Annotated in this window: 12 protein-coding genes; 2 read left to right on the top strand and 10 right to left on the bottom strand. The window is 59.9% G+C overall.

Annotation, left to right across the window (positions count from 1 at the left end):
• Positions 1–42 precede the first annotated feature (42 nt).
• The 3 genes from entF to fes are packed head-to-tail and all read right to left on the bottom strand — an operon-like array spanning position 43 to position 5,319.
• On the bottom strand, positions 43–3,900 hold the full coding sequence (gene entF / locus ACOTXC_RS09665; protein WP_421767595.1) for an enterobactin non-ribosomal peptide synthetase EntF: 3,858 nt from the start codon (positions 3,898–3,900) through the stop codon (positions 43–45).
• A complete protein-coding gene (locus ACOTXC_RS09660) occupies positions 3,897–4,109 on the bottom strand; it encodes an MbtH family protein (protein ID WP_032624700.1) in 213 nt (70 codons plus the stop codon). Before ACOTXC_RS09660 ends, entF begins: the two co-directional genes overlap by 4 nt.
• Before the next feature lie 10 nt (positions 4,110–4,119).
• Entirely contained in the window at positions 4,120–5,319 is a 1,200-nt protein-coding gene (fes, locus tag ACOTXC_RS09655) for an enterochelin esterase (protein WP_038415624.1), read from the bottom strand.
• A gap of 146 nt (positions 5,320–5,465) precedes the next feature.
• Here fes and ACOTXC_RS09650 point away from each other — a divergent pair, with 146 nt between their 5' ends.
• Together ACOTXC_RS09650 and entD are read left to right on the top strand one after the other, a co-directional pair.
• Positions 5,466–7,706 carry a TonB-dependent siderophore receptor gene (locus ACOTXC_RS09650; RefSeq protein ID WP_046618946.1) on the top strand — a complete coding sequence of 747 codons (2,241 nt, stop codon included), beginning with the start codon at positions 5,466–5,468 and terminating at the stop codon, positions 7,704–7,706.
• A 519-nt stretch (positions 7,707–8,225) separates the two neighbouring features.
• Positions 8,226–8,915, top strand: a complete 690-nt coding sequence (entD, locus tag ACOTXC_RS09645) for an enterobactin synthase subunit EntD (RefSeq protein ID WP_317578860.1) — start codon at positions 8,226–8,228, stop codon at positions 8,913–8,915.
• Here the strand turns inward: entD and ACOTXC_RS09640 are convergent.
• The 7 genes from ACOTXC_RS09640 to betT all read right to left on the bottom strand — a co-directional run bounded on the left by ACOTXC_RS09640 (position 8,851) and on the right by betT (position 15,309).
• A complete protein-coding gene (locus tag ACOTXC_RS09640; RefSeq protein WP_058646737.1) occupies positions 8,851–9,690 on the bottom strand; it encodes a metal ABC transporter permease in 840 nt (279 codons plus the stop codon). The two genes, entD and ACOTXC_RS09640, sit on opposite strands and share 65 nt — an antisense overlap.
• A complete protein-coding gene (sitC, locus tag ACOTXC_RS09635) occupies positions 9,687–10,535 on the bottom strand; it encodes an iron/manganese ABC transporter permease subunit SitC (RefSeq protein ID WP_032624704.1) in 849 nt (282 codons plus the stop codon). Before sitC ends, ACOTXC_RS09640 begins: the two co-directional genes overlap by 4 nt.
• Positions 10,532–11,338: an iron/manganese ABC transporter ATP-binding protein SitB gene (sitB, locus tag ACOTXC_RS09630; RefSeq protein ID WP_063150380.1), complete on the bottom strand. Its 807-nt coding sequence runs from the start codon at positions 11,336–11,338 to the stop codon at positions 10,532–10,534. Before sitB ends, sitC begins: the two co-directional genes overlap by 4 nt.
• 2 nt (positions 11,339–11,340) lie before the next feature.
• Positions 11,341–12,252 carry an iron/manganese ABC transporter substrate-binding protein SitA gene (gene sitA / locus ACOTXC_RS09625; protein ID WP_032624705.1) on the bottom strand — a complete coding sequence of 304 codons (912 nt, stop codon included), beginning with the start codon at positions 12,250–12,252 and terminating at the stop codon, positions 11,341–11,343.
• Positions 12,253–12,463: 211 nt separating this feature from the next.
• Positions 12,464–12,748 carry a NadS family protein gene (gene nadS, locus ACOTXC_RS09620; RefSeq protein WP_003858821.1) on the bottom strand — a complete coding sequence of 95 codons (285 nt, stop codon included), beginning with the start codon at positions 12,746–12,748 and terminating at the stop codon, positions 12,464–12,466.
• Positions 12,749–12,750: 2 nt separating this feature from the next.
• On the bottom strand, positions 12,751–13,137 hold the full coding sequence (locus ACOTXC_RS09615; protein WP_421767608.1) for a type II toxin-antitoxin system RelE/ParE family toxin: 387 nt from the start codon (positions 13,135–13,137) through the stop codon (positions 12,751–12,753).
• A gap of 138 nt (positions 13,138–13,275) precedes the next feature.
• The gene (gene betT, locus ACOTXC_RS09610; protein ID WP_421767594.1) at positions 13,276–15,309 is read right to left on the bottom strand and encodes a choline BCCT transporter BetT; all 2,034 of its coding nucleotides are present in this window, start codon (positions 15,307–15,309) and stop codon (positions 13,276–13,278) included.
• Positions 15,310–15,339 lie beyond the last annotated feature (30 nt).

Genomic DNA, 15,339 nt, shown 5'->3' with positions numbered 1-15,339 from the left:
CTCCCGTAGGCCCGGTAAGCGCAGCGCCACCGGGCATTTGCACTATCCAAAAATTTCCTTCAGTACCGGCCCAATCTTTTCAAACGCCTGCGGTGAAATAATATCCACGTGGGCGCAGTCCTGGCTGTACACCTCCAGCGCACTCACCCACGGCGCCCATGCGGCCTGCGGATCCATGGTTCGCGTGCGTTCGGCGACAAACAGCGTCGCTTTACCGTCAAACCGCGCGCTGTGCGCCGTAGTAAGCAGCCGCACCGCATCGGCGTAGTTGCCTTCAATAGCGTTAAACAGCTCGCTGGAACCTTGACCCTGCTGGGCGGCGATAAACGCCTGACGCTCGCGCTCAATTTCCGCCAGCACCTCCGGATCGAGGCCATTGGCCTCTTTCTCCGCCCAGTTCTGGGTTTCCGGCGGCCAGGTATCCAGCAGGCCGAGGAACGCTACGTTTTCACCCTGCTCGCGCAGACGCGCCGCAATGCCCTGCGCCAGCGTGCCGCCGAGGGAATAGCCGAACAGATAATACGGTCCCTGCGGCTGTTGCTTACGCAACGTGTTCAGATGATGTTCGATCACCGCATCGAGATCCGCACACTGCTGCATCGGCCCCTCAGGCCGGGGAGACTGAATGCCGACGATTGACCAGCGCGGGCTGAGGTAGCGCGCCAGGACGCTAAACTGCCAGGCAAAGCCGGACGCCGGATGGAAGCAGAACAGCGTCGGGCCGTTGCTTTCACGCAGCGGGAGAACAGTTTCATACCCCAGACGCTGCGCCTGCTCGTCACTCATCTGCGAGTCCAGCAGGCCGCTAAGCTTACTCACCGTCGAGGCGACCATAATCTGGCCCGGCGTGACCTTACGGCTGAACGCACGGCTGAGCTGAGCCGCGAGGCGCATCGCCAGCAGCGAGTGGCCGCCGAGGGCAAAGAAATCGGATTCGATATCGTTCACTGCGCAGCCCAGCAGGGCAGAAAACGCCTGCGCCACGGCGACTTCGGTTTGTGTCTCAGGCGCGCGACCAGAGGTTTTGCTGGTCAGCTCCGGCAGCGGCAACGCCTTGCGATCCAGCTTGCCGTTGGCGCTTAACGGCAGCGCGCTGATTTGCAGCAGCACCACTGGCACCATATGTGGCGGCAGCTGGGCTTTGAGTGATGCTAGCAGCGCGTCGCGATCCAGCGGTAAGCCGGATTCGGAGACAACGTACCCCACCAGCTGGCGGGCATCGCCACCCGTCGCCGCTGCCTGGTTGAACACGCAGGCGTGCGCCACGGCCTGGGCCACATCCGGCAGCGCGAGCATCGCCCGATCGATTTCGCCCAGTTCGATACGCTGTCCGCGGATTTTTAACTGGTCATCGCTGCGGCCCAGATATTCCACCGCGCCGTTGTCCAGCCAGCGGGCAACGTCCCCGGTGCGGTACATCCGCTCGCCGGGGGCAAAAGGATCGGCGATAAAGCGGCTGGCGGTAAGGTCGGGGCGTCCCAGATACCCCTGCGCCAGCTGGATGCCGGTGAGATACAGATCCCCCGCCACGCTGAACGGCACCGGGCGCATCATCGCGTCCAGAATGCGCAGCCCCGTATTCCACACCGGGAAGCCGATCGGCACGCTGTTCCCTTCCACCGCCGCCAGCTCGGAGCCGTACGCCGGATACCAGCTGACGTCCACCGCCGCTTCGGTCGGGCCATAGAGGTTGTGCAGCGGCGCATGGGTGAGCTGTTCCCACTCGCGGCACAGCGCAGTCGGCAACGCCTCGCCGCTACAGAACACCTGCTTCAGCGTCCTGCAACAGTCGACGTTTTCCGGCGTCAGCGAGGCGACGAACGCCGCCAGCATCGACGGCACGAAGTGGGTGGTGGTTACGCCATATTGTGCGAAGAAGCTCTGCATCGCCTGCGGATCGCGGTGCGCGTCCGGCTCGGCCATCACCAGCTTCGCCCCGGCGATAAACGGCCACCAGAACTCCCACACCGACACGTCAAAGCTGCACGGCGTTTTCTGCGCCACCACGTCATGCGCCGCCAGTGGATAATGATCCTGCATCCACTTCAGGCGGTTAACGATGGCGGTATGGCCGACCATCACGCCTTTTGGTCGTCCCGTCGAACCGGAGGTAAAGATGATGTACGCGGTCTGCTCCGGCTTCGCCAGGCGCAGAGGTTCAGCATCGGTGGCCGGTAATAGTGTGTTGTAACTAAAGGTGGCGATCGGCAGATCGTTAAAGCGCGGAAGCTGCTCGTCGGTGGTAATGAGCAGCGACGGCTTCGCGTCCTCCAGCATCATCCGCAGACGGTCGTCCGGGTAACCGGTATCCAGCGGCAGCCAGGCGGCGCCAGCTTCAACAATCCCGTGCAGCGCCAGGGTCAGGAACACCGAGCGCGGGAGCGCCACCGCCACGCTGTCGCCCGGCTTCACGCCGCGCGCGCGCAGCAGATTTGCCAGCGCGACCACCTGCTCGCGCATCTGGCGGTAGTTCAGCTCAGTATGGGCATCCGCCAGCGCCGGGGCGTCCGGCGTTTTGCTCGCCTGCTCCGCGACAAGGTCCGCCAGCGTGGTGGACGGCAGCGCCAGCCCGGTATCGTTGATTCGCGCCAGCCGGGCGTATTCCTGCTCTGATACGGTTTCCACGTCGCCACAGCGCAGGTCCGGGTTGGCGGCAAACTGCGTCAGCATTGCGTTCAGCCGCGCCGCGTGCCCCTTCAGCGTCGCCTCGTCGTAACGCTGCCTGTTGGCGAGGATCTCAATGCTTAGTCCGCCCTGCTCGTCCGGGAACAGCGCCAGCTCCAGATCGTTCACCGGGCCGGTCGCCAGCGTGTGGGTAATGGCCTCCACGCCGTCGATATCCAGCTGATAATCGAACACCTTGACGTTCAGCACCGGACCAAACAAGGGTTCGTCCCCTGCGGCCTGCCCGCTGTCGCGCACGATCTGCTCGGCGTCGTAGCGCTGATGGCGGCGCATCTTTTTCAGCTGGTTCGCCAGGCGCAGCGCCAGCGCTGGCAAGCTCTCGTGCGGGCGAATATTCACCGCCAGCGGCAGGACGTTAAGCACCGGTCCGGTCGCGGTCAGCGCGGCGGAGCCCATGCGGCGCATAAAGATAAACCCGGCGGCGTAGTCCAGCCGTCCGGTCAGGCGGCCCAGCCACAGCGCCACCAGCGCAAGCGCCAGATCGGTACGCTGCGCCTGGCCTGCCTTCTGTGCAAGCTGGCTGAACGCACGGCCGTCCATCGCCATTTTCAGGCGCAGGATGTCGGTGGTGGCGGCACGTCCCGGCAGCGGCGCGGAAGAGAGCGAGACCGGAGAAGGAAGCTGTTTGCGCTGTTCGGCCCAGAAAGCACCGTCGCGCTGAAACGCCTCGCTGTCGCGATAGCGCTGATACTCCTCTACCACCTCGGCGAACGGAGTAAACGGGGAGGCGGGCGCAGGTTCACCTTTCTGCCACGCAGCGTAAATGGCGGCGATTTGACGGGTAATGGCCGGGAAACTGAAGCCATCTACCACCAGATGATGATACCGCTGATACCAGTACCAGTGGTTTTCTCCCACCTGAATCAGCTGGTGAAACGCCAGCGGCTGACCGCTGTCGACGCGCAGGTTCTGGTTGAGATCGGCCTCCATCAGCGCCACGGCGGCGTCGTGGGAGTTAACGCGCACAATGGACGGCTCCGGCAGGATCATGGCCTCATCGACCCACTGCCACACCTCGCCGTTATCCTCAGCGAAACTCGTGCGCAGGGTGTCGGCCTGCATCATGCCTTCAGCGATGGCTTTTGCCAGCAATGGCGCATCGATAGCGCCTTTCAGTTCGGTGTAGTGCGCCACGCTCCAGGCGTTTGGCAGGGAGGAAAGCTGCTCTGCCATCCAGATCCCCGGCTGGGCGGCGACAAGAGGGAGACGGTTCATGCGCGCTCCCCCGCAAAGTAAGACGGCTCAAGCGTCTGCCACTGTTCCGCCAGCCACTGCTGGCACGCCTCCTGAGATTGCGGTTCGCACACCACGCGCCAGCCCGCGGGCAACTCGCACTCCTGCGGCCACAGGCTGTACTGCCCCTGGTCATTTTGCAAAATGGCGAACTGTCCCTGCGGATTATCGAAAGGATTGCTGAATTCCATACAGACTCCGTTATTGAATAAGCGGCTGCCAGAGGGTCATCAGCCCCTGTGTCAGCCCACCGCGCCAGCAAAGCGCATCGTGTCCGCCGTCAACCTGACGCCAGAAAACCGGTTGCTGAGTGTGTAGTTCGGCGAGGATCGCCTGGTTTGCGCGTAAGATAAGCGGCTCGTTGCGCCCGGCCTCAAGGACGATGCGCAGCCCGCGAGCGGTTTTTTCACCCGCTTTGAGTTGTTCAATGAGCAGCCCGTCCTGCTGCGCGCCGCGGTGCGGCCACCAGTAGGATCCGGACTGGCTGAGGATGCAGCCAAAACGCTGCGGCCAGTTGAGGCCCGCATAGAGGGAAGAGAGCCCGCCGAAGCTTTGGCCCGCCACCACGGTATGGTCGGCGCGGTCGCTGAACGGGGCCATGCTTTTCACCTGCGGGAGGAGTTCGTCCTGCACCGCCAGCCAGAAATCAGGGTTGCACGGCAGCTCGCGGCTGCGGTGTGCGGTGTCAATAACGTCGATTAAGACATAAACCGCAGGCGGCAGTTTGCCTTCATGGGTGAGCGACGCCAGCGCAGGCCAGACGGGCATGCTTTCGGCCCAGAATTGCCCATCAAGCAGCACCGCCAGCGGGCGCTCGGGGCTTTCATCCCCGGTGGTAAAAATCCACACGCGGCGATGGTTCTTCAGACGCGCGCTGTGCCACTCAATGCAGACAGGCTTTTTATAGGGCGTATCGGGATGATTCCAGCCGGGCTGTACGGGCGCCTCCGGCATCTCCAGCGCCGAGACGGCGTGCCCGCGTCCGCCGCGCCAGCTCTGGGCATTCAGCGGATCGGAAACCGCGTGCGGCAGCAGTTTGCGCCAGCCTTCGCGCAGCGCCATGCGGTCCGGCTGCTCGCCTTCAAACACTGCGCTGGCAAAATCATCTTCATTGTCGGAGGGGATAAAACAGTAGCTGCCGCGCCATTCGGGGCTGAACTCGCCCTGCCACTGCCAGACGTCGGTATCCGGGATACGTTCAAGGGACTGCGGACGGGCATTTTGATGGTGATCGGTCACGCCGGTGACGTAGAGCCAGACGCGTTTAATCGTCGACGTTTTCTGCGTTCCCGCCGGGTCCCGCCACCAGAATGTCACGCGATAGTTTTCCTGATGACGTTCCCGTTCCGGCCCGTTTTTCGCCTGCCACCACGCTTCACTTCCGGTTGTTAACGCCGTCACCCTTATAACCCCATGTTTAACAGTCTTTTTTGTTTCAGAGCAAATTTTATTGATAATATTATTGATAACTATTTGCATTTGCAATAGCGTAATGCCCGCGCTGTGGGAAGCGCGCTCATTAAATAACCATAAAAGCGGGACGTACAATGAATAAGAAGATTCACTCTCTGGCCTTGCTGGTCAATTTAGGGATTTATGGTGTCGCGCTGCCCGCCATGGCAGACGACAACACCGCCTCCGCGCAGCACGAAGACACCATGGTGATCACCGCCGCCGAGCAGAATTTGCAGGCGCCGGGCGTGTCGACCATCACCGCCGACGAGATCCGCAAAAACCCGCCCGCGCGCGACGTGGCGGAAATCATCCGCACCATGCCGGGCGTTAACCTGACCGGCAACTCCACCAGCGGCCAACGCGGGAACAACCGCCAGATTGACATTCGCGGCATGGGCCCGGAAAACACCCTGATCCTGATTGACGGCAAGCCGGTCACCAGCCGCAACTCCATCCGTCTGGGCTGGCGCGGCGAGCGTGACACCCGCGGCGATACCGGCTGGGTACCGCCAGAGATGATCGAGCGCATCGAAGTGATCCGTGGCCCGGCCGCTGCACGCTACGGTAACGGCGCGGCGGGCGGGGTGGTGAACATCATCACCAAAAAATTCGACGACCAGTGGCACGGCTCCTGGAACACCTATCTGAACGCGCCAGAACATAAGGACGAAGGTTCGACTAAACGCACCAACTTCAGCCTGAGCGGCCCGCTGGGCGGCGACTTCAGCTTCCGCATGTTTGGTAACCTGGACAAAACCCAGGCCGATGCGTGGGACATCAACCAGGGTCACCAGTCTGAACGTACCGGTGCCTACGCCAACACCCTGCCCGCAGGCCGTGAAGGTGTGGAAAACAAAGACATCAACGGCGTGGTGCGCTGGGACTTCGCACCAATGCAGTCGCTGGAGTTTGAAGCGGGCTACAGCCGCCAGAACAACCTGTATGCGGGCGATACGCAGAACACCAACAACGACAACGCGCTGGTGAAGAAGAACTACGGTAAAGAGACAAACCGCATTTATCGTCAGAACTTCGCCGTGACCTGGAACGGCGGCTGGGATAACGGCATTACCACCAGCAACTGGGCGCAGTACGAGCACACCCGCAACTCCCGTCTGGGTGAAGGACTGGCGGGCGGTACTGAAGGTCTGTTCAACAGCAATAAATTCACCGACACCGATCTGTCCGACGTGATGCTGCACAGCGAAATCAACCTGCCGATTGATTTCATTGTGAACCAGAACCTAACGCTCGGCACCGAGTGGAACCAGCAGCGCATGAAGGACTCGACTTCCTTCACGCAAACCCAGCAGGGCGGCACCATCCCGGGCATGAGCGAAGACCGTAGCCCCTACACGTCAGCGGAGATCTTCTCCCTGTTCGCCGAAAACAACATGGAGCTGACCGACAGCACCATGCTGACCCCTGCCCTGCGCTTCGATCACCACACTATTGTCGGCAATAACTGGAGCCCGTCCCTGAACCTGTCGCAAGGTCTGGGGGATGACTTCACCCTGAAGATGGGCATCGCGCGCGCCTATAAAGCGCCAAGCCTGTATCAGACCAACCCGAACTACCTGCTGTACAGTAAAGGCCAGGGCTGCTACGCCAGCTCCGACGGCGTGGGCTGCTACATGATGGGTAACGACGATCTGAAAGCGGAAACCAGCATCAACAAAGAGATTGGCCTGGAGTGGAAACGCGACGGCTGGCTGGCGGGCGTGACCTGGTTCCGCAACGACTATCGCAACAAGATTGAAGCGGGCTACGCGCCGATTGGCCAGACGTCCACCGGCAAAGTCACCACCGATATCTACCAGTGGGAAAACGTACCGAAGGCGGTAGTGGAAGGTCTGGAAGGCTCCCTGAACGTGCCGGTCAGCGACACCATCAACTGGACCAACAACATCACTTACATGCTGCAAAGCAAGAACAAGGAGACCGGCGATCGTCTGTCGATCATCCCGGAGTATACGCTGAACTCTACCCTGAGCTGGCAGGTACGTCAGGATGTCTCATTGCAGTCGACCTTCACCTGGTACGGCAAGCAGCAGCCGAAGAAGTACAACTACAAAGGTCAGCCGGTGACCGGGTCTGAGAAAGACGAAGTCAGCCCGTACAGCATCGTTGGCCTGAGCGCGACCTGGGACATGACCAAAAACGTCAGCCTGACCGGCGGCGTGGACAACGTCTTCGACAAGCGCCAGTGGCGCGCCGGTAACGCCCAGACCACGGGTAATACCACGACGGGTGCGTATATGTACGGTGCGGGTGCGTATACGTATAATGAGCCGGGTCGCACCTGGTACATGAGCGTGAATACGAGGTTCTGATACAGGCAGTGACTTCCCCCTCTCCCTGTGGGCTGAGGGATCCCCAGTAATTTTTTTATGCAGAAGCAATAAAGTTGCTTTCTAAATGACTGAGGGCTGTCAGTGATGCCCTGGTCCGGCTGTAAATCGCTGAGGCGTTTGCCTTCCGGCCGGGGCGAGGCGCAGGGATGCGCCGAGAGGGCGGCTTTACAGGGACGTTGCCTCCGCCCGTACCCGATAAGCCGGAAGGAATAAGCCGAGGGCACCGCGAAGCGGCGATTTACCGCCGGGAGCCCGGGTCGCCAGGGTGGTGGCGACTGAGCCACCCTGGCACGTTCACCGGTCATGTCGTTACAGAGTAGCAAGGAACATAAAGTGAACGGAATGACCACCACCGCCGTATATTCCCCTCACCCTAACCCTCTCCCCGGAGGGGCGAGGGGATTGCTCAGTGCTCGCATTAATTTGTGGCGAACCCTCAGCCCTTTGGGAGAGGGCCGGGGTGAGGGCATCAGGCCGCACAATACTGAAGGGAAAACCATGCACACAACCCACAGCACATTTTCTCTCGCCGGCCACACCCTTCACCGCATCACTTTCGACCCCACCACCTTCACCGACGCCGATCTCCTCTGGCTCCCCCATCACGCACAGCTGGCTGACGCCGGACGCAAGCGCAAATCCGACCACCTGGCAGGCCGCATCGCCGCGGCGCATGCGCTAAACGAGCGCGTAATCCCCGGCATCGGACCCAGCGGCGAACCGCTCTGGCCGCAAGGTATTTCCGGCAGCATCACCCACAGCGGCACGCAGGCGATGGCCGTCGTCACGCAATACCCTGCGCTTATCGGCATCGATTGTGAAACGATCCTTTCCGAAAACGAAGCCTGGGAAATCAAAGACGGCATTATTGATATGCAGGAAGAACCTGTGCTTTCCCGCTCGGGATACCCGTTCGCCCTCGCCCTGACGCTGGCGTTCAGCGCCAAAGAGAGCCTGTTCAAGGCCCTCTTTCCGCAGGTGCAGGCCTGGATGGGTTTTGACAGCGCCCGCGTTACCCTGCTCGACGACAGGACGCTTACGCTGGCATTGACCCGTCATCTTGCAGGCTTTGAGGAAGGCACTGCCTTCACCCTTCACTGGCAGCAGCACGGCGAACAGGTCATCACCCTGCTGTCACACGCTCCTGCCGACGTGCCTTCACGCTGGTCAACACAAACGTCACGATAAACACCAACGCGAACAGGACCACAATGGTCGGCGCGGGCGCGCTGTCGAGATAAAACGAGGCATAAACGCCGCTTACCGACACCAGCGCTGAAACGGCGACCGCCACCAGCAGCGCCATGTGAAAGCGTCGGGTGATCAGCACCGCCACCGCGCCGGGGGCAATCAGCAGCGAAATCGACAGAATTATCCCTACCGCTTTCAGCGTCGCCACGATGGTCAGCGAAACCATGCACAGTAAGCCGTAGTGCAGCCAGCGGGTGCGCAAGCCGCTCGCCTGCGCCTGCTGATAGTCAAAGCAGAACAGCAGAAAATCGCGCCACTTCAGGCCAATCACCAGCGCAATTAACCCCGCGACGAGACCGCTTTGCAGAATGTCCATCCCGTTAATGCCCAGCATATCGCCGAACAGAATGTGGTCGAGATGCACCTCAGGTTTGACGGCGATATAGAGGATCAGCCCGGCGCCGAACATGCCGGAAAAGACGATCCCCATAACCGTATCTTGCTTGATTCGGCTGTTATCCTTCAGGTATCCGGTGGCGACCGCGCAGAACAGACCGGCCACGAATGCGCCCAGCGCCAGCGGCAGGCCCATCATCCAGGCCAGCACGACGCCGGGAAACACCGCGTGGCTCATGGCGTCGCCCATCAGCGCCCAGCCTTTCAGCACCAGAAAAACCGACAGCAGCGCGCAGGGCACGGCCACCAGGAGTGAAATCATCAGGGCGTTGTTCATAAACGCAAACTGGAACGGTTCGAGGAGCAGCGTCATCATGGATGTGCCTCCCGCGCCCGACGGCGGCTGGCAAGCAGCCCGTGCTTCGGCGCAAAGACGAACGCCAGCAGGAACAGCAGCGTCTGGGCGACCACGATAATGCCGCCGGTGGCGCCGTCCAGGTAATAGCTGGCCCACGCACCGAGGAAGCTGGTGATGCTGCCAATGGCGACGGCAATCATCAACAGGCGCGGGAAGCGATCGGTCAGCAGCCAGGCGGTCGCACCGGGCGTAACCACCAGACAGATCACCAGAAATGCGCCGACGGTTTGCAGCGCCGCCACGGTAGAGACCGCCAGTAGCGTAAAGAAGAGAATTTTCAGACGTTCCGGGCGCAGACCGATGGCGCGGGCGTGGTTCTCATCAAAAAAGGTCACCATCAGATCTTTCCATTTGAACAGCAGGATAACTATCGACACCACGCCGATAATCGCCAGCTGGACGATATCTTCCGGGGCGATGGCGAGAATATTGCCGAGGACGATGGTCTGAATGTTCACCGAGGTCGGGTTGAGTGAGACCATAAACAGCCCCAGCCCGAAAAACGAGGAGAAGATCAGCCCGATAATGGCGTCCTCCTTCAGGCGGCTGCGCTGGTTGAGAAACAGCATGCTGCCCGCCGCCAGCCCGCCCGATAAAAACGCCCCCAGCGAGAACGGCAGCCCGAGCATGTAAGCGCCCGCTACGCCCGGCACGATGGAGTGCGACAGCGCATCGCCGATCAGCGACCAGCCTTTGAGCATCAGATAGCAGGAGAGAAACGCGCACAGCCCGCCCACCATCGCCGAGACCCACATCGCGTTGAGCATGTACTCGTAGCCGAAGGGTTCGAGAAGCACGTTCATTTGGCCTCCTGTCGGTGCGTGACGAAGGGGCGTTCGTCGTCGGTAATAATGCGATCTTCCGAGCCGCTGAGCACCACGTGGCGCAGCACGCCGCTGAAGGCGCGCTCAAGATTCTCAGCGGTAAAAGTGATATCCGTCGGGCCGCTCGCCAGCACGGTGCCTTTGACCATCACCGTGTAATCGCAGAATTCCGTGACCGAGCCCAGATTGTGGGTCGAGACCAGCATCGTTTTACCCTCGTCGCGCAGCTCCTGCAGCAGGCTGATGATCCTGGCTTCGGTTTTGACGTCCACGCCGGTAAACGGCTCGTCGAGCAGGATCACCTCGCCCTGCTGGGCAATCGCCCGCGCCAGAAACACGCGCTTCTTTTGGCCGCCGGAGAGCTCGCCAATCTGCCGATGGCGCAGCTCAAGCATGTCCACGCGCTTCAGGGCGTCGGTTACAATCTGCCTGTCGCGCTCTTTAGGCCGACGCAGAAACCCCATATGCCCGTAGCGGCCCATCATCACCACGTCCTCGACCAGCACCGGAAATGACCAGTCGACCTCTTCCGACTGCGGCACGTAGGCGACCAGGTTCAGGCGCAGCGCCCGGTGAGGCGGAAGCCCGAGAATGGAGATAGTGCCGCTCGCCGCCCGCACAAAGCCCATCACCGCCTTAAACAGCGTGGACTTGCCGGAACCGTTCACCCCCACCAGGGCGGCAATCGATCCGCCCGGCACGCTGAACGACGCGTCGCGCAGCGCCGTGTGGCCGTTGCGGTAGGTCACGGTCACGTCGGTTACAACAATCCCCTTCTGCATGGTTACTCCTTCATCCCGTCGCGGATGCCCTGCACCAGCGTGCGGGTGGTGACGTTCAGCAGATCGATATAGGTCGGCACCGGGCCGTTTTCTGCGCTCAGAGAGTCGACGTACAGCACGCCGCCGTAATGGGCGCCGGTTTCACGCGCCACCTGACGGGCGGGCTTATCCGAGACGGTGCTTTCGCTGAACACCGCCGGAATGTGATGTTTTTTCACCAGATCGATAACCTTGCGTACCTGCTGCGGCGTGCCCTGCTGATCGGCGTTGATCGGCCACAGGTACAGCTCTTTCAGGCCCAAATCCCGCGCCAGATAGGAGAACGCCCCTTCGCTGGTCACCATCCAGCGTTTGTCTTCCGGGATCGCCGTGACCTGCTTGCGCAGCGGTTCAAGGGTAGCGGTAATCTTCTGCTTGTAGGCGTCGGCGTTACGCTGATAGGTCTGCGCGTTGGCCGGATCGTACTTCACCAGCGCGTCGCGGATGTTATCGACGTAAATCAGGGCGTTGTCCGGCGACATCCACGCGTGCGGGTTGGGCTTGCCGTTATAGGGCCCTTCGCTGATGCCCATCGGGGTGATGCCTTTGGTAACAATCACCTCCGGCACGCCGTTCAGATGCTGATAAAAGCGCTGGAACCACAGCTCCAGATTCATGCCGTTCGCCAGGATCAGCTGCGCCTTCTGCGCGCGTTTGATATCGCCCGGGGTGGGCTGGTATTCGTGAATTTCCGCGCCCGGTTTGGTGATGGAGGTGACCTCTGCGGCATCCCCCGCTACGTTTTTCGCCATATCAGCGATAACGGTAAAAGTGGTGATGACCTGGAACTTTTCAGCCGCCAGCGCGCCGGTTGTGGTCGCGGTCATAAGCAGCGCGCCGAGCAACAGACGCTTCAATCCTTGCCGTGGATGCATCGCAGAAGTCTCCTGAGGTGATTAAATTAAAAGCAAAATTAGCCCGTGCTATAAGGTATAGCACAGGCTATATTTAAATGAAAATAGTTATCATTAAAGTTATGTCAACGGAGGGAGAGCCTGATGGCGCTTCGCTTATCAGGCCTAGGGTAAAGCAGTTTTGGAGTTTTGTAGGCCGGGTAGGCTCAGCGCCACCCGGCATAAGGGCGACTCACTGCCCGGCAAGTGCCTTATAAAATGCAGGATTCTCCCGAATCACATTAAGTACCTTCGCCGCCAGCCCGGTTGGGTTGCGACGTTTAGACTCCCAGCTCTTTATCGTATCGACGCTCGTGCCAAGCGCCTTCGCCATTTCGCTTTGCGTGATATTGAGCTGCTCTCTGATGGCGCGCACATCAGCAACTTCATAGCGGGTTACCCGGGAAGCGGCTTTTCTTCCGTTATGGATCTCAACGGCCTCTTCAAGCGAAGATTTTAATTCATTAAAAATACTCATTATCAGCCTCCACCTGCCTGATTAGGGTACATAGTACACCTCAAATTTACGGCACTGGAAGCAGTATTTTTCAGAATGGAAGTCAGCTTTTTAAGTTCTGCTTTCTCTGTCTCTGTCAGGCTGTCCTTTATGCATTTTGGATAGGCCATAATGAAATAGATCACCTCCTCTGTGGCAAGAAAGTAAATCACTCTGATCCCCCCTCTCTTTCCCTTTGAGCCTGCCGCCATCCTTATTTTACGTAAACCCCCCGTCTGCTGGATCAGGTCACCTTTATCAGGCCAGGCAATAAGTTCCTTTTGCAGATCCTTTAATTCATCATCCGTAGCAATGCTTTTAAACTGTCGGGTAAAGAGTGATGTTTCGATAAACTCTATCGCATGACTCATCCATAGTTCCTTCCCTAAACGCAGCAAAAGCCCGAATGCTTCAGCATCAGGCTCTTGCTGCATGGTTACTCTTCCTTGAGTAATGCTGCGCCAAATAACTGTATTTATATACAGTCTGAAGGTATTTTAAGAATCCGTTTAGACATCCGGGAACATCACGCTATTCCCCGGCGCTTCCCTGTGGAGATGGATAAAGTTCAGGTGCCGTTCATACTGGTCCAGAATATCCGTAATTACCTGCTCCTTGCTGTAATCCATCAAATCATTCCCCTGGCTCCCTTCCAGCAGGAAGGTCTCCAGCCGGTAGTAGGTCGATTTCCCGCTGCGCGCCCGGTAGGTAAAGCCGGGCACCGAATACTGCTGCGGCCAGATCTGATAAACAAAGTTCTGCTCGTCGCCCATGTGCACCAGCAGATCCAGGTGCCCCAGGGTTTCGCCCTCTTCAGGTGGCAGGTTTTTCAGCTCCACGTAGGCGCCACGCAGCTTCAGCTCCTGCGCCACCTCTTCCATCGCCGGGAAGCAGACCGTCTCCATCATCTGGCTGGTGTAGCGCGTGCCCGGGTAGTTCATCAGGCGCGACAGGCGTTTCTTCCAGCTCAATCTGTCCTGCGCGCCCATCGGCCGCGGGGCGGTGTCGCGGCTGGCGCTGACGCGGCGGTAGTCTTCCACCTTAAGCGATTTATACAGCCCGGCCATCACGAAGAAGATCACGAAGCTGAACGGCAGGCCCATGATCACCGTGGTGTTCTGCAGCGCCGAAATGCCGTTGGTCATCAGCATCCCGAGCGTCAGCAGGCCGATGGCGACGGACCAGAAGATGCGCAGCCAGTTCGGCGCATCGCTGTTGATGTCTTTGAGCTTCGAAGTGAAGTTCCCCAGCACCAGCGCGCCGGAGTCCGCCGAGGTGACGTAGAACAACAGGCCGGTAATGGTTGCTACGGACGCGCTAAAAGTAAACGCCGGGTACTGCGCCAGCAGGCTGTAGAAGCCGCGCTCCGGGTGCACCATCGCTTCCTGCGCGAAGGTCGCATTGCCGTGGATAATTTCGTGCAGCGCGCTGTTGCCGAAAATCGACAGCCACAGCAGGGTGAAGGTGAATGGGATGATCAGCGTGCCCATCACGAACTGACGGATGGTGCGGCCACGCGAAATGCGCGCCAGGAACAGGCCGACAAACGGCGACCAGGCCACCCACCACGCCCAGAAGAACAGGGTCCAGTTGTTCATCCACTCCACCGGGCGGTCAAAGGCGAAGCTGTTCAGCGTCATGTCCATAAAGCGGTTCACGTAATCACCTACGTTGAGCACCAGGGCGTTGAGCAGGAACGAGGTGTCGCCCATAAACAGCACGAACAGGATCAGCCCCAGCGCCAGCGCGACGTTCAGCTCGGAGAGCACGCGAATACCTTTATCCACGCCGGAGGTCACCGAGATGGTAGCGATGATCACCGACAGCGCAATTAGCGCCGCCTTCGCCGCCATCGAATCCGGGATGTCAAACAGCACGCTCAGCCCGTAGTTAAGCTGCACTACGCCAATCCCGAGCGTGGTGGCGATGCCGAAGATGGTGCCGATCACCGCCGCGATATCGACGCTGTGGCCAATCGGGCCGTTGATCTTTTTCCCGAAAATCGGGTACAGCGCGGAGCGGATGGTAAGGGGCAAATTATAACGATAGCTAAAGTATCCGAGCGCCATGCCCATCAGGGCATACATTGACCAGCCCGTCAGGCCGTAGTGGAACAGCGTCCAGACCATCGCCTGACGCGCGGCCTCCATCGTCTGCCCTGCCCCTTCCGGCGGCTGCATATATTGCGTGACCGGTTCCGCCACGGAGAAGAACATCAGGTCGATGCCAATGCCTGCGGCAAACAGCATCGCGGCCCAACTCAGCAGGCTGAACTCGGGCTTGGACTGCTCCGGCCCAAGCTTCACCGAACCGAAGCGCGAGCAGGCAATGCAGACGACGAAGACGATATAGAGCGTCGCCGCCAGAAGGTAGTACCAGCCGAAGGTCTTCGACACCCAGTTCAGGGTGCGCCCAATCCACTCGGCAGAAAAATCACGAAAGAAGATAGTCGTCAGGGAAAACAACAAAATCAGCCCGGCGGACGTAAAAAAAACGACCGGGTTGATTTTGTCTTTTTCTCTGTCTTGTGAAAGGTCTGTCATCCAGTATCCCCACTGTTTTTGTAACTATTA

The organism is Enterobacter cloacae complex sp. IR5428 (genome assembly GCF_049238585.1).
In the GTDB taxonomy this organism is placed as follows: domain Bacteria; phylum Pseudomonadota; class Gammaproteobacteria; order Enterobacterales; family Enterobacteriaceae; genus Enterobacter; species Enterobacter intestinihominis.
Note: the sequence above shows the minus strand (reverse complement) of the source record. Positions and strands in the feature narration are given on the sequence as shown.

Bases quoted from the DNA above. Each gene is read 5' to 3' on its own strand.
- entF (WP_421767595.1), bottom strand. From the start codon at position 3,900: ATGAACCGTCTCCCTCTTGTCGCCGCCCAGCCGGGGATCTGGATGGCA.
- ACOTXC_RS09660 (WP_032624700.1), bottom strand. From the start codon at position 4,109: ATGGAATTCAGCAATCCTTTCGATAATCCGCAGGGACAGTTCGCCATT.
- ACOTXC_RS09650 (WP_046618946.1), top strand. From the start codon at position 5,466: ATGAATAAGAAGATTCACTCTCTGGCCTTGCTGGTCAATTTAGGGATT.
- entD (WP_317578860.1), top strand. From the start codon at position 8,226: ATGCACACAACCCACAGCACATTTTCTCTCGCCGGCCACACCCTTCAC.
- ACOTXC_RS09640 (WP_058646737.1), bottom strand. From the start codon at position 9,690: ATGATGACGCTGCTCCTCGAACCGTTCCAGTTTGCGTTTATGAACAAC.
- sitC (WP_032624704.1), bottom strand. From the start codon at position 10,535: ATGAACGTGCTTCTCGAACCCTTCGGCTACGAGTACATGCTCAACGCG.
- sitB (WP_063150380.1), bottom strand. From the start codon at position 11,338: ATGCAGAAGGGGATTGTTGTAACCGACGTGACCGTGACCTACCGCAAC.
- sitA (WP_032624705.1), bottom strand. From the start codon at position 12,252: ATGCATCCACGGCAAGGATTGAAGCGTCTGTTGCTCGGCGCGCTGCTT.
- nadS (WP_003858821.1), bottom strand. From the start codon at position 12,748: ATGAGTATTTTTAATGAATTAAAATCTTCGCTTGAAGAGGCCGTTGAG.
- ACOTXC_RS09615 (WP_421767608.1), bottom strand. From the start codon at position 13,137: ATGAGTCATGCGATAGAGTTTATCGAAACATCACTCTTTACCCGACAG.
- betT (WP_421767594.1), bottom strand. From the start codon at position 15,309: ATGACAGACCTTTCACAAGACAGAGAAAAAGACAAAATCAACCCGGTC.